Origin of the sequence: Rhodococcus sp. EPR-134, assembly GCF_001647205.1 — a bacterium.
Classification (GTDB): Bacteria; Actinomycetota; Actinomycetes; order Mycobacteriales; family Mycobacteriaceae; genus Rhodococcus_F; species Rhodococcus_F qingshengii.
Genome location: NZ_LVCT01000265.1, coordinates 1 through 13,265, shown reverse-complemented (window position 1 = coordinate 13,265; position 13,265 = coordinate 1). Strand labels below are relative to the sequence as shown.

Genomic DNA, 13,265 nt, shown 5'->3' with positions numbered 1-13,265 from the left:
GGTGACCTAACGTCGTTTTGGGTAGCCTAAACTAAATGTCAATGAATCGGGGAATCCGCCTCGCCGGTGACCCGAGAACCGACGGCTCCCGACGCGTTAAACAGAGGACACGCGCTTCTACAACCGCTTGCGGGACAGTCTCTTTCGTGAATCGAAACGAGAAAGTGAAGGCTAGTCCATCAGCGTTGCCGCGACGGTTCCGCCCAGTTCATAACAACCATCGCGGACAGATTTGTCCACGCTCACAGTCACTTCGAGCGGATCCGCCACCGCGACCAATCCGAGCCCGGTGGCGAGTTTGCGCACCGAGGACACTGCACCGGCAGTGTCGTTGTTGCCGTGAACCCACAGGCCGTACGGTCGATCCGAAACCGCGCCGAGGCATTGGTAGTACGTGGTGTCGAAGAAGTATTTCAGCGCGCCCGACATGTAACCGAAATTGGCGGTGGTTCCGAAAAGATAGCCGTCAGCAGCGAGGACGTCGGGCACCGTCGCCGCCAACGCCGGCATCACCTTCACCTCGACGCCCTCGATCTCGGGATCGCGAGCCCCGGCCAGGACCGCATCCAACAATTCGTGGGTTGTCGGCGAGGGCGAGTGGTGAACCACCAACAATGTCTTCACACACCTGACAATACGCCGACGGGTGGCGCACCCGTCGCCGTTCACGCCTACGCCGAAACCGTTTCCGCGCTCATCGCCTTGACCAGGTCGTCGGTTCGGGTGACCGAGGCGCAGCGCCCGGCCGCGTACTCGAGCGCGCCGACATGCTCGTCCAGGGAGAAGTCGGCTACCGCGTCGCCCACGAAGAAGATCTGCACGTCTTGCATGAACCCGTCCAAAGCGGTAGTCAGGCAACCGATGTGGGCATAGATTCCGGTGATGATCAGCTGGTCACGCCCACTCTCGCGCAGCCGCTCACGCAGATCCGTCTTGATGAAGGCGCTGTAGCGCCATTTTGTGAGCATCACGTCGTCCGAATGCGGAGCCAACTCGGCGATCACGTCGGTGTGAGCGGGATCTGCCTTCAGACCCGGTCCCCAGAAATCCGACAGCAACGCACGCTCCTCGGGATCCTGATCACCGGGTTGCGCGGTGTAGACGATCGGGATTCCGGCAGCTCGCGCCGACGAACGAAGCCGGTCGATGTTCGGAACCACGGTTTGGAGCGGGTCGACGCTTCGGTCGTACGCGTTCACGAAATATTCCTGCATGTCGTGCAGAAGCAACACCGCTCGGGAAGGATCGAGAGTCCAGTCGACCCGATTCTGCGGAAACTCGGTGGGCATCTCGTATCGCACTGCTGTGGGTAGCGCCATGATGAATCTCCTCGAAAATGTGGGGGTGGGAACCGATCAACTCGACAGAGTCTGTGCGGCAATCGATTCGCTGAGAACACGGCGCAAGGCCGCCTTGCTGGTCTTTCCGACGCCGGTGACGGGGAACTCGGTCACGAACTCCACTCGATCCGGAACCTTGTACGCCGCAACGCCTCGGCCTCGTATGTATCGTTTGATCTCGCCGACGGTCGGCACATTTCCGGAAATCACCAGGACAGCACAGGTTCGTTCGCCCAGGTACTCGTCGGGAACAGCGACGACGGCCGCATCGTGGACAGCAGGATGCGAGAGCAGGTGGTTCTCGATCTCCTCGGCGGCCACCTTCTCGCCGCCGCGGTTGATCTGGTCCTTTGCGCGGCCCTCGACAATCAGGTGTCCCGAGTCGGTGACGCTGACCAGATCGCCGGTGCGATAGAAACCTTCGGCGTCGAAGACCTCGGCATTGTGCGCATCCGCCCGGTAATAGCCGCGGATCGTGTACGGCCCCCGAGTCAGTAAGTGCCCCGTGGTTCCGGGCTCGACGAGCGCGCCATCGTCATCGACTACACGAACCTCGTCGTCCGGTGAAATGGGCCGGCCCTGCGTGCTGACGATCAATTCTTGCGTGTCGTCGAGGCGGGTGTAGTTGACCAAACCCTCAGCCATGCCGAACACCTGCTGGAGGGTGCAGCCCAGCTCCGTGGGTACGCGTGCGGCAGCTTCGGCGCTGAACTTCGCTCCGCCGACGCCGAGAACCCGCAAGCTCGACAGGTCGTGATCTGCCTTGCTGGGGGCGGCCATCCACGCCAATGCGATCGGTGGAACCAACGACGCGTGCGTGACTCGCTCTGATTCGATCAGACCGAAAGCTGTGGACGGCATGGTGTCCGGCGCCAGAACCACGGTGCCGCCCGCGTGGAAGACACCGAGAATACCCGGCGAACTCATCGGAAAATTATGCGCTGCAGGGAGAACCACCAACATGCGCGTCGAGTCGTCGACGCCGCAGATCGGGTTGGACGCTCGCACCGAGTAGAGGTAGTCGGCGTGCGTTCGCGGAATCAGCTTCGGAACACCGGTCGTGCCACCGGAAAGCTGAAGAAAGGCGACCGACAACGGATCGACGTCGGCAAGAACGGGAACCTCGTATCCGCGCAGCGAATCGAAACCGACAAACTCTTCGGGGTCACCGGCCACGATCACAACAGGCGGAGTCTCGAGGCCTTCGTTCACCTCACGCGCCAGCGCGCGGTAGTTGAACCCGCCATGACGGTCAGCGACGATATAGGCAGCGACATCAGCGAACTGGCAGAAGTATCCGATTTCGGTTCGGCGATGCGCCGGCAACCCGAATACCGGCAGGGCGCCGAGCTTCAACACACCGAACAATGCTTCGACGTATTCCACGATGTTCGGCAGCTGCAGAAGCACCCGGTCACCGGCGCGAACACCCAAGCCGGACAGGCCTCCGGCCACGGCCGAGCTGCGACGATCGAGGTCGGAATATGTCAGCCGTGTCTGTGTGCCAGAGGCATCGCTGCCGACCACCGCTTCGTTGTCGGGATGCCGTGCGGCCGCGGCCGTGACGAATCCGGCCAGCGTCTCGTCAGTCCAATAGCCTCGTTCCCGATAATGCGTCACCAAATCGGGTGGATACTGTGCGACGGGTGCCAAGGGCTCGCGAGCGATCCTCGAGGTCATGCAAGTGACTCCTGTTCGAAAGTACTGTCAGCAAATACGTCTCACGCTTTGAGCGTCGCTCCACCGTCGACGTACAGCGCCTGCATGGTGATGTGGGCCGCCCGGTCGGACAGCAGGAAGTGCACCGAGTCCGCGATATCGTCTGCGGTGGCCAGTTTTCCGAGCGGAATACCCAGGCGATAGCTCGCCAGATTGCCTTCGATGACCGCGTCGGCACCCGAATCGTCGGAAGGGTCCGACCACAATGACCGCTGCATCGCTGTGTCGGTGGATCCCGGAGCGACCACGTTGACACGAATGCCGTCAGTAGCCAGCTCCAGTCCAGCGGTTCGAACCAACATGGTGGCAGCAGCTTTGGACGAACCGTAAGCACCCATCCCGATACGTGGGACACCGGCCGCGTTCGACGAGACGACCACGATTGCCCCGGCCCGACGGCGACGCATTTCCAGTCCCACGCTTTGCAGCACGTTCAGCAATCCGAAGACGTTGACGCCGAATATCTTCCGCCACTGGTCCGGATCGGAGTCCAGCACCGATCCGGTGTCGAGAATTCCGGCGACGTGCGCGAGCGCGTCGATCCGGCCGAACGTGTCCATCGTCGAGGCCACTGCAGCGTCGACTGCCTGCCGATCGGTCACGTCCACGACGTGACTCTCGATATCGGCGCCTTCGACGATTGTTTCTGCCAATTCCGCAGTTACCCGCTTCAATTCGACGTCGTCGCGATCGAGCAACGCCAGCGAATACCCGTCGCGCGCAAGCGTACGGGCCACTGCGGCGCCGATCCCCGCCGCAGCACCGGTGACCACGGCGATTCGGCGCTCGCTCACTGCGGGCACAGGACCTGAACCCAGGCATTGATCGTGGGCTCTTCTGCCAACTCCGCGAAGTCGGCATCCGCGCCCGCTCCCCGCCACCGTTCGACGAGCGTCATCAAGCGAACCGAGTCAAGGCCTTCGTCACCCAGGTCCGCGTCGTCGCCGAGTTGTTCTGCCCTCATCGACAGAACCTCGGCGACGTCGCGCACGATCTGGTCACGGTCCACGGTGTTGCTCATCGGTCTCCTCGAGTAGTGGTCGACGCGCTCAGATCGAGCCAACCCAACCTCGTGTCGACCCCGTCCGCACGCCTTGACTTTAGGCCAGCCTAACCATAACGGTACGGAAGTACACAACCCGGACGCTCGCAACACAAATTCACCCAAACTAAGGCTAGCCTCAACATAACAAGCAATCTGTCGAACTGGAAGGGTGTCCATGTCAGCACTCGCCGAAGTCTCCGAATTCCCGTTGCGCAACAACCGGACTGACGATGAAACGGACTCCGTTTTCCTGCTCTCACGTAGGCAAACGTCGATCCGCACTTCGGGAGTAGTCGAAGAATTCGACTCGGCCTTCGACGCTGCCGAAGCCCTCAAGACCGGGCGCATCGACTCGGTCGTCGGCGCCCTGCCGTTCTCCCCGGAGACGCCGTCCGCCCTCACCGCGCCACTGAGTTTCACACGAGTCCGCGGTGATCTATATCACTCGAACATCCCGTCACTACCCACTTCGCGGGTAGCCGGATTCGAACCCAGCCCGCAGATCCACACCGACAGGGTCCGCGGAGCCATCGAACGACTTCGAGCAGGCGAACTCGACAAAGTTGTCCTCGCACGCTCCCTGACCATCGAGGCCGAGTCCACGATCTTCCCCGCCGCTCTGGCCGAGAAACTGATTGCGCTCGATCACGCGCACAACGGTTTCTGCGTCGACCTGTCCCCCGCCGGAGGAAAGTACCGCGGGCGTTCGCTGGTCGGTTCGACGCCCGAGGTTCTGATCGAAAGGCGAGGCGGCGTCGTCACCTGCCACCCGCTGGCGGGCTCGATTGCACGCCACCCGAATTCGGATCAGGACGACGCGAATGCCGAGCAACTCCGCGCGTCGACCAAAGATCTGGCCGAACACGCGTTTGTCGTCGACTCCATCAGCGCGATACTCGGACCACTGTGCACGTCCTTCAATGCACCCAGCGCACCGGAAATCCTTCGGACACCGCAACTGTGGCATCTCGGGACCAAGATCGAAGGTGTCCTGATCGACCCGAGCCTGACCTCGCTCGAACTCGCAATGGCGCTGCATCCGACTCCCGCTGTCTGCGGCACACCGACGGTCGCCGCACGCGAGCACATCACCGCAACCGAAGCCGATCGTGGGTTCTATGCCGGTGCCGTGGGCTGGTGCGACCGGACTGGAGACGGCGAGTGGATGGTAGCTATTCGTTGCGCCGAGATCGCAGCAGACGGCCTCTCGGCGCGGGCCTACGCCGGCGGCGGCATCGTCGCTACTTCCGACCCGGAAATCGAATTGAGAGAGACCAGTACAAAATTCCGCACGCTACTCAGTGCGTTCGACCTCGCTGAACATCATCTCTGACAGGGCGTCACTTCTTCGAGGTGTTCAGGGCAATCGCGGCGTGAACGAGTGCCTTGAACGCCTTTTCGTCGACGGCTTGGCCCTCGTGGAAATCGATCGCCCGTCGCGTATTGCCCTCGAGGCTGGAGTTGAAGAGTCCTGAAGCGTCGTCGAGTGATGCGCCTTTGGCAAAGGTCACCTTCACTGCGCTCTTGTAAGTCTCACCGGTACAGATCATTCCGGCGTGGTACCACACGGGAACACCTCGCCACTTCCATTCCTCCACCACATCCGGATCCACTTCTTTGATCAGAGTTCGTATCCGGGCGAGCATCTCGCCCCGCCAGTCTCCGAGTTCCTCGATTCGCTTGTCGATCAACCGAGACGGGGAATCTGCGCCTTGCTTGTCGGACTCACTCTTCGCCATCGCTTCGTCACTTCCTGCTCGTCGCCGCCGATCTCCGGTGAGTCGAGTATCCCCTCCTGCACGCGGATTCACTCGGTGAATCACTGACGCATCACGGCGTCTCGGCAGATGCGATTTCTTGCAGTTTCGGTCAAAGTGAGACGGACGTCCAGTATTCTCTGGGTACTAAGTCCCGATTCTTCGGCCTGGAGGACTGCATCGTGATCTGGAATCGACCGCTCACCCACTCAGTCGCTTGGGCTGCCGGATCGGTTGTTCTCGCCGCCGCGATTGTCGGCGTTCACACCGTTCCTGCGGCGGCGCAACAGGCCCGCGTCTTCGACGTACTGTGCACACCCACCGATGCAGGCCTTTCCGAGCTGTCCGGACTCACCGTCACCGCGGCCGGGATGTACGCAATCGGCGACAGCGGCTCCGACGATCGGGTCGCCGAACTCGATTCGAACTGCCACGTGCAGCGCTGGATCAGCGTGGGCACCCCTCGTGTCGACGTCGAGGATCTGTCGTCGACTCCCGACGGCCATCTGTGGCTGGCAGACATCGGCGACAACAACGCGGTACGAACGTCGGTCGGGCTGATCGACCTCGATCCGGCTTCAGGTGCGGCGACCTCCTACCCCCTGGTCTATCCCGACGGCGGGCACGACGCCGAGACACTACTGATCCAGAGCGACGGGGTTCCCGTCATCGTCACCAAGGACTACCTAGGTGCAAGCGTGGTCTACACAACCGCTGAGCGACAGCAGGTTCAGGATCTGAGTACGGGCTCGCCGACCATGTTGGCCAAAGTAGGTCAGCTCAGATTTACTCCCACCCTCACACCCGGTGGGCCCGTTCCCCACGCCGGAACGATGGCTGTCACCGGCGGCGCCGTGAGCAAGGACGGCACGGTGGTAGCGCTCCGCACGTATACCGACGCTTACCTGTACGCAGCTCCCGACGGCGATATCGTGAAAGCGTTGAACACCAACCCGATTCGCGTCCCCCTTCCCGACGAGCCACAAGGTGAGGCGATCGCGTTCGACGCTGCCGGTGATCTGATCAGTGGCTCCGAGGCATACCGAGGGCCATTACCACCAATCCGAATTCTTCGCGGCGCCAGCGACATCGCACTGTCGGGCGGAGCGAGCGGCTCTCTCGGGTCGTAGTCGATTCGCGTCCCCGGGAAAGCGGACAGGCGCCGCTATCATGGCCGAGTGAACAAACAACTTCGAGCGACAGTGGTGGTCTCGGCAGTTCTCGCACTGGCTTCGTGTGCGAATTCCCTCGAAGGATCACCGCGCCCGGATGCGTTTGTTCCGAGCATCGACAACCCGGATCCGTCCGAAGCCATCGACGGAGTTGTCACGGTCGACTACCCAGCAGCCCAACACGTACGCCCGAACGAACGCGTGGCGTACACATATTCACCGCCCTTCGGAGGCCGTCATGACTCGGTCTGGGCAAACTGCACCGGAGTTGTTTATCCACAAGCGATTCGGACCGAGAATGCGGTCCATTCTCTCGAGCACGGGGCCGTGTGGATCACGTACAACCCCGACCTCGTCTCGAGCGAGGATCAGGCTCGCTTGGCACAGCGAGTCGAGGGCATGAGCTACACGTTGATGTCGCCGTCTCCGACCCCGGATTCGCCGATCTCGCTGCAGTCGTGGGGCCGTCAGCTCAAGCTCGACAACGCCGCGGACGCGCGCATCGATCAGTTCGTCTCGGCTCTGCGCGTCAACCCGAACACGTATCCCGAAGTGGGCGCGACCTGTTCGGTGCCGGTGACGAGCTTCGACCCGAACAACCCGCCGCCATTCGACCCCACCACTCCGGATCCGTCATCTCCCACAACCGTTCCGGAGCGGTAGCGTCTCAGCAGGCCCCGCTTCGCGGCGTAGACACCTACTTGCCTCGTGAACGGCGTTCCAGTTCGACTGCCCGTCGCATGGTTTCCCGAGCCCGGCTTCGGTCACCGGCATAGTCGTAGGCGCGAGCGAGTCGGAAGTTCTGCTTCCAGTTGTCCGGGTCTGCTTCCCAGTCGACCTTGATCTGGGCGAACAACTCGTCGGCGGCCGCTCGCTCGATCCGGCCCGAAGGCAATTTCGGAAGCGCAGACGCATCGACAGCCAGGCCCTCGTCGTGAATCTGCTGCGCGAGGCGCTGGTGCGTGAAGCCGGCACGGAGCGTGGCGATGACGAGCCACAGCCCCAGGAACGGCAGGATCAGCACGCCGATCCCGAGACCGATCGCGGCGCCGCCACCGTCCTGGATGAGCTGGATTCCGCGCTGGCCGAGCAGCACGAAGTACACCGCGAGCGCGATGCAAATCGCGACGATCAGTGCGACGGTGCGGGTGGTCTTGTTCATAGATCGAGAAAGGAATCGATACCGACCGTCAGACCCGGACGCGAGCCGATCTGGCGGACACCGAGCAGAACGCCCGGCGCGAACGAATTCCGGTCGATCGAGTCGTGGCGAATGGTCAGTGTCTCGCCCTGAGTTCCGAGAATCACTTCCTGATGCGCGACCAGTCCGGCCATCCGCACGGAGTGAACCCGGACGCCGTCGACGTCGGCTCCGCGCGCACCCTCGAGCTCGGTCGTGGTGGCGTCAGGGCTGCGTCCGACGCCTGCTTCCGCGCGAGCCTCGGCGATCATGGCGGCCGTTCGGTATGCGGTGCCCGAGGGAGCATCTGCCTTGTTGGGGTGATGGAGTTCGATGACCTCGACGGAATCGAAGAAGCGCGCCGCGGCAGCCGAGAAGCGCATCAACAGCACAGCACCGATGGCGAAGTTCGGGGCGATCAGAACACCCGTTGCCGGCTGGGCGTCGAGCCAGGACTGAACAGTCGCAAGCCTGGACTCGTCGAAACCGGTGGTGCCGATCACTGCATGAATTCCGTTGGCCACGAGGAATTCCAGATTTCCCATGACGACGTCGGGGTGCGTGAAATCGACCACTACCTGAGTGCGGGTGTCGACAAACGTCTCGATGCGATCACCGGTGTCGACCTGAGCGACGAGTTCCAGATCGGGAGCAGCTTCCACTGCCTCGCAGATCGCTCGACCGACCTTGCCCTTGGCTCCCAGAACCCCGACCCTGATGGGTGCTGCACTCACGTCTTCCACGCTCCGTCCGATGCATTGTTTGAGGTGAAGCCTACGCAATCACCCCGATGCGCTCACCATCAGTCGGGCGGGAGTTATGTCACCACTGGCACACTGGACGTAGTGAGCAACCGTCCGCAAGTCCGCGAAACCGGCAACCTTCGACCACTCGAGTTGGCAACGGGTGCCGTCATGGCCGGATTCACGGTCGCGTTGTCCGTCATTGCCACGGTCATCCCCATGGCCAGCGCCCTCAACCTCGTGGCCGCCGTTCCGATGGGAATTGTTGCCCAGCGCTTCCGAGTCCGCGCCGTGACGACGGCCGGTATCTCGGCCACGGCAGTCGCCTTTGTCGCGGCGGGTTCGGGATCTGCGGCGGCGGTCGCATTGAGCGCTCTCCTCGGCGGAATCATCGGTACGGTCAAGCGGCGCGGTCTCGGCTTCGTCTCCGCATTGCTGTCGTCATTGGTCATCGGGCCCGCGCTGGCGTTGTTCTCCATAGTCCTGTTGCTTGTTCTCGCTCCGCTGCGCACCTTGTTGTTGACCTCGCTCGAGAACACCGCGTTGGGCGTGGCCGAGATCTTGAAGCGTGCCCCCACACTGGTCGGCGCAGCCGAATGGATCGAGAACAGCATCGGCTCGATCATCGACTACTGGTGGTTGTGGATCGGCGTGTCCATCATCTCCGGAATCGTCCTCAGTACCGTCGTCTCCTACTTCGTCCTCGGCGCCGTCCTCGACCGATTGGCTGCACTCCCTTCGGCCGACCCGCTCCAGACAGCACCCGACGACCGTCCGATCGATCCTCTGCCGGTCACTTTCGATCACGTGGGCTTCACCTATCCGGGTGCAACGACACCGGCCCTCGTCGACGTCAACTTCACCGTGCGACGAGGAGAGTTCGTCACCGTCGTCGGCCACAACGGCTCGGGCAAGTCCACACTCACCCGGTTGCTCGCCGGTCGCGCGCCGACTGTCGGGACGCTGACGAGACCCGGGTCCGCCGGTCTCGGCCGACACGGCGGAACCGCCGTCGTCCTCCAACGACCCGAAAGCCAGATCCTCGGAACCCGCGTCGCGGACGACGTCGTCTGGGGGCTCCCCCCCGAGTCGCATCCCGACGTCGATGCACTGCTGGCCGAGGTGGGACTCGCGGGCATGGGTATGCGTGAGACCTCCGGGCTGTCCGGTGGCGAGATGCAACGTCTGGCTGTTGCAGCCGCGCTGGCGCGGCGCCCCGCTCTGCTGATCGCGGACGAAGCCACCGCGATGGTCGATCAGGCCGGCCGGGAGGAATTGGTCTCGCTCCTTGCCGAACTTCCGCGACGCCACCCGATGGCCGTGGTACTGGTCACCCATCACCACGCCGACACCCGCAACGCAGATCGGGTGATTCAACTACAACGCGGACGGCAGATCGATCACCAACCCGGTTGGATGACGTCGACGTTCGGGGGTCCGCCGTCTGCGCCGTGGCCGGTCAGCACTCGAGCTGTCCTCCAACTCACCGATGTCACCCACACGTACAACGACCGGACTCCGTGGTCGCGGCGCGCACTGTCGGACGTAAATCTCACAATCGGCGACGGCGACGGGCTGCTGGTTCTGGGCGGCAACGGTTCCGGTAAATCGACTCTGGCCTGGATCATGGCGGGCTTGATCGCACCGAGCAAGGGAACCGCAGTCTTCGACGGCAAACCCGTCTCACGCCAACTCGGCACCGTCGGTCTCACGTTCCAGCATTCGCGACTGCAGCTGCAACGCCGAACCGTCGCCGAAGACATCGAGGCCGCCGGAGGTCCGGAGATCGGATCGGTGCAAGTCTCGTGGGCGCTCGACGCCGTCGGACTCGACCGTCACATCGCCGGCCGCAGCATCGACGAGTTGAGCGGCGGACAGATGCGACGCGTCGTCCTGGCCGGTCTCCTCGTGCGCCAACCGCGGGTACTCATCCTCGACGAACCGTTGGCCGGTCTCGATCCACCCGGTCGACACGAAATCCTGAACGTACTCAGGTGGATTCGTCGGAACGGAACCGCAGTAGTCGTCATCTCCCACGATGTCGACGGCATGGACGCCGTGTGCAGCAGAACAATTCGACTGTCGGAGGGTCGCATCCTCGACCCTGCCGCCAGCAGCGCCTTGGAAGGATCGACGACGTGACAACACTTCTGCGCGAAGTCCCGACTTCATCGCCGATCCACCGATTGTGGGCCGGAACGAAGATCGTTGCCGTCGTTCTCGTCAGCATCGTGGTCGTGACCGCTCCGTCCTGGCCGGCGATCGGCGTCGTACTCGGATTGTTGTTGCTGACCGCGGTGATCGGACGCATCCCCCCGACTGCAGTTCCGCGACCTCCGTGGTGGTTGTGGGCGCTGATCCTGCTCGGCGCGTTGATCAATCTTCCGCTCGGCCTCGACGCAGTCTTCATCTACCTGCAAGCTGTGACGTTCGGTCTTGTATTGCTCTGCGTCTCACTGATGTTGGCATGGACCACGTCGATGAGCGATGTGGCGCCGGCACTGGCAACGCTCGGTAGACCGCTGCGATTCCTCAAGATCCCGGTCGACGAGTGGGCGATCGCGACGGCCCTCTGCATTCGTTCACTTCCGCTCTTGATCGACGAGATGCTCACCCTGGTGGCGGCGCGACGACTACGCCCGAAAGCTGTGGTGAACAGCGCTGCCGACAATTCGATAGTCGATCTGATCACCACGACCATGTCGGTGGCAATTCGGCGCTCTGCCGAGATGGGTGAAGCGATCTCCGCTCGCGGGGGCACCGGTTTGATCGCGGCGTACCCCAAGCGCCCTCAGCTCGCCGACCTGTTCGCGCTGATCGTCGTCATCGCCGCGTGCGTCAGCGCGGTTGTTTTGACTCTGGTTCTGCGCTGATCGGATCACCGCTGACAGAATTTCCCTGGGCGATGATCGCAGAACCCATCCAGCGCCGTAGGTATCGCCGCAGTTCCTCGTCGCTCCGCTTCGGGTCGCCGGGCGCGAGGAAAAACGACTGCATCGTCCGCAGGACGTATTCGACCAGTTCCTGAAGTGATGCGTCGTCGTATCCGAAACGCACCCAGTCCACGTCGAAGCGGGTGATCATCGCCATTCCGAAGGCCTGCGCCTCCTGAGAGGTCAGACCTTCGGGATGAAGACTCGAATTCGTGCTGGTGAGCAGAATGCCGAGATGCGGCGTTCGGTGGACCTGGGTCAGGGTGTAGACGACACCCTCGGTCATCGCCTCGACGGGATCTTCGATGCCGCTCACGTGTGTGGTGAGCCGATCGAGGTAGCCGTCGACCGACGCGATTGCAGCTGCCCGCATCAGAGCGTCAGCGCTGGGGAAGTATCGATACACGGTCTGCCGGATCACGCCCAGTGACTCGGCGACGTCGCCGATGCTGATTTCCGAACTCGTCCGTCCGATCAACTCGACCGCGGCCTCGACAATGCGACGAGACGCATCTTCGTCACTGTCCGGTGGATTGCCGCCCCACCCACGCCTTCGTGCCACTGCCCACTTCCTCGCTCGAACGAGGCTCGAACCATGTCTTTGCGCTCGAAGTCCAAGAGCCACAGGCTAACACAGGCAGGTTTTGCATCTGCGCCCCTCGAATTCACTCCCCTCGCCGAAAGTGAACATACAACTGCACACCAATATGTATGATTACCGCCACACGTGGCTTCGAGTGCCAGAGCGGCCACCTGACCAGCCCCTCCGAAAGACGAGGTTCGACAAGTGACCAACCTTCAACCCCGAAAAATGGACTTCGGATTCGAGGATCAGGACGTTCCCTTCCTGTGGAACCCGGAGAATCCGGCCTGGTCGAGCATGTCCAACGCGGTCTCGTTCCTGGCCATCGGTTTCGAGAAGATGATCGTGAAGATGATCATGCAGACCAAGTCGCGGATCAGCGATCCTGAAGTGGCCGAGGAAGCCGTGGCGTTCATGCGTCAGGAAGGCCATCACTCGACCGCGCACCGCCAGCATGTGAAGGCTCTGATCAGGCGCTACCCCGGACTACAGAACACGCTCGACGCTGTGATCGGTGAATTCGATCTACTGACCGAGGCGACCTCGCTGAACTACCGGCTTGCATACACCGCGGACCTGGAGGCGACCTTCACTCCGGTGTTCAAGCTGATGCTCGACAACGAGGCGACCTTGTTCCGCCCGGGAGACGACCGCGTCGCGTCGCTGTTCATCTGGCACTTCGTCGAGGAGGTCGAGCATCGCAGCTCGGCTCTGATCATCTTCAATTCCGTTGTCGGAAGCGAGCTTTACCGGATGCGGATGGCACCGTCGATCTTCGCGCACGTGATGAAGG

At 62.5% G+C, this 13,265-nt stretch carries 15 protein-coding genes; 6 read left to right on the top strand and 9 right to left on the bottom strand.

What is annotated here, in order from left to right:
* Window positions 1–171 precede the first annotated feature (171 nt).
* Genes A2J01_RS11945 through A2J01_RS11925 form a run of 5 tightly spaced genes read right to left on the bottom strand, consistent with a single transcriptional unit; the run spans window position 172 to window position 4,080 of the window.
* Entirely contained in the window at window positions 172–624 is a 453-nt protein-coding gene (locus tag A2J01_RS11945) for a flavodoxin family protein (RefSeq protein WP_003942217.1), read from the bottom strand.
* A gap of 47 nt (window positions 625–671) precedes the next feature.
* Entirely contained in the window at window positions 672–1,319 is a 648-nt protein-coding gene (locus A2J01_RS11940) for an isochorismatase family protein (RefSeq protein ID WP_003942132.1), read from the bottom strand.
* 36 nt (window positions 1,320–1,355) lie between these two features.
* Window positions 1,356–3,020 carry a (2,3-dihydroxybenzoyl)adenylate synthase gene (locus tag A2J01_RS11935; protein WP_064112769.1) on the bottom strand — a complete coding sequence of 555 codons (1,665 nt, stop codon included), beginning with the start codon at window positions 3,018–3,020 and terminating at the stop codon, window positions 1,356–1,358.
* Window positions 3,021–3,061: 41 nt separating this feature from the next.
* Entirely contained in the window at window positions 3,062–3,862 is an 801-nt protein-coding gene (locus tag A2J01_RS11930; protein WP_003942103.1) for a 2,3-dihydro-2,3-dihydroxybenzoate dehydrogenase, read from the bottom strand.
* Window positions 3,850–4,080, bottom strand: a complete 231-nt coding sequence (locus tag A2J01_RS11925; protein WP_003942230.1) for a phosphopantetheine-binding protein — start codon at window positions 4,078–4,080, stop codon at window positions 3,850–3,852. Before A2J01_RS11925 ends, A2J01_RS11930 begins: the two co-directional genes overlap by 13 nt.
* A gap of 199 nt (window positions 4,081–4,279) precedes the next feature.
* Between A2J01_RS11925 and A2J01_RS11920 the strand changes: the two genes are divergently transcribed.
* Entirely contained in the window at window positions 4,280–5,437 is a 1,158-nt protein-coding gene (locus A2J01_RS11920) for an isochorismate synthase (RefSeq protein ID WP_082900848.1), read from the top strand.
* A 7-nt stretch (window positions 5,438–5,444) separates the two neighbouring features.
* Here A2J01_RS11920 and A2J01_RS11915 read toward each other — a convergent pair whose 3' ends face one another.
* Window positions 5,445–5,843 (bottom strand): DUF1801 domain-containing protein, encoded by a 399-nt coding sequence (locus A2J01_RS11915; RefSeq protein ID WP_007735116.1) that lies wholly within the window; start codon window positions 5,841–5,843, stop codon window positions 5,445–5,447.
* A 200-nt stretch (window positions 5,844–6,043) separates the two neighbouring features.
* On the opposite strand from A2J01_RS11915, the gene A2J01_RS11910 reads away from it, so the two are divergent.
* Both A2J01_RS11910 and A2J01_RS11905 read left to right on the top strand, forming a co-directional pair.
* Window positions 6,044–6,991, top strand: coding sequence for a hypothetical protein (locus A2J01_RS11910; protein ID WP_064112768.1), 948 nt, complete (start codon window positions 6,044–6,046; stop codon window positions 6,989–6,991).
* Window positions 6,992–7,039: 48 nt separating this feature from the next.
* Window positions 7,040–7,696, top strand: a complete 657-nt coding sequence (locus A2J01_RS11905) for a DUF3105 domain-containing protein (RefSeq protein ID WP_064112767.1) — start codon at window positions 7,040–7,042, stop codon at window positions 7,694–7,696.
* 34 nt (window positions 7,697–7,730) lie between these two features.
* Here the strand turns inward: A2J01_RS11905 and A2J01_RS11900 are convergent, their stop codons facing one another.
* Together A2J01_RS11900 and dapB are read right to left on the bottom strand one after the other, a co-directional pair.
* Window positions 7,731–8,195 (bottom strand): hypothetical protein, encoded by a 465-nt coding sequence (locus A2J01_RS11900; protein WP_003942246.1) that lies wholly within the window; start codon window positions 8,193–8,195, stop codon window positions 7,731–7,733.
* Window positions 8,192–8,947, bottom strand: coding sequence for a 4-hydroxy-tetrahydrodipicolinate reductase (dapB, locus tag A2J01_RS11895; RefSeq protein WP_007735114.1), 756 nt, complete (start codon window positions 8,945–8,947; stop codon window positions 8,192–8,194). Before dapB ends, A2J01_RS11900 begins: the two co-directional genes overlap by 4 nt.
* A 111-nt stretch (window positions 8,948–9,058) precedes the next feature.
* Between dapB and A2J01_RS11890 the strand changes: the two genes are divergently transcribed.
* Together A2J01_RS11890 and A2J01_RS11885 are read left to right on the top strand one after the other, a co-directional pair.
* Window positions 9,059–11,098, top strand: a complete 2,040-nt coding sequence (locus A2J01_RS11890; RefSeq protein ID WP_030535578.1) for an ATP-binding cassette domain-containing protein — start codon at window positions 9,059–9,061, stop codon at window positions 11,096–11,098.
* On the top strand, window positions 11,095–11,829 hold the full coding sequence (locus A2J01_RS11885) for an energy-coupling factor transporter transmembrane component T family protein (protein WP_064112766.1): 735 nt from the start codon (window positions 11,095–11,097) through the stop codon (window positions 11,827–11,829). Before A2J01_RS11890 ends, A2J01_RS11885 begins: the two co-directional genes overlap by 4 nt.
* Here the strand turns inward: A2J01_RS11885 and A2J01_RS11880 are convergent.
* On the bottom strand, window positions 11,795–12,451 hold the full coding sequence (locus A2J01_RS11880; protein ID WP_007735111.1) for a TetR/AcrR family transcriptional regulator: 657 nt from the start codon (window positions 12,449–12,451) through the stop codon (window positions 11,795–11,797). The two genes, A2J01_RS11885 and A2J01_RS11880, sit on opposite strands and share 35 nt — an antisense overlap.
* 225 nt (window positions 12,452–12,676) lie before the next feature.
* Here A2J01_RS11880 and A2J01_RS11875 point away from each other — a divergent pair.
* Window positions 12,677–13,265 (top strand): metal-dependent hydrolase (locus A2J01_RS11875; RefSeq protein ID WP_197494208.1); only part of this gene is annotated, 589 nt, incomplete at its 3' end.

Excerpts from the sequence above, each read along its gene's own strand:
- A2J01_RS11920 (WP_082900848.1), top strand. The coding sequence starts at position 4,280 with ATGTCAGCACTCGCCGAAGTCTCCGAATTCCCGTTGCGCAACAACCGG.
- A2J01_RS11915 (WP_007735116.1), bottom strand. The coding sequence starts at position 5,843 with ATGGCGAAGAGTGAGTCCGACAAGCAAGGCGCAGATTCCCCGTCTCGG.
- A2J01_RS11935 (WP_064112769.1), bottom strand. The coding sequence starts at position 3,020 with ATGACCTCGAGGATCGCTCGCGAGCCCTTGGCACCCGTCGCACAGTAT.
- A2J01_RS11940 (WP_003942132.1), bottom strand. The coding sequence starts at position 1,319 with ATGGCGCTACCCACAGCAGTGCGATACGAGATGCCCACCGAGTTTCCG.
- A2J01_RS11900 (WP_003942246.1), bottom strand. The coding sequence starts at position 8,195 with ATGAACAAGACCACCCGCACCGTCGCACTGATCGTCGCGATTTGCATC.
- A2J01_RS11925 (WP_003942230.1), bottom strand. The coding sequence starts at position 4,080 with ATGAGCAACACCGTGGACCGTGACCAGATCGTGCGCGACGTCGCCGAG.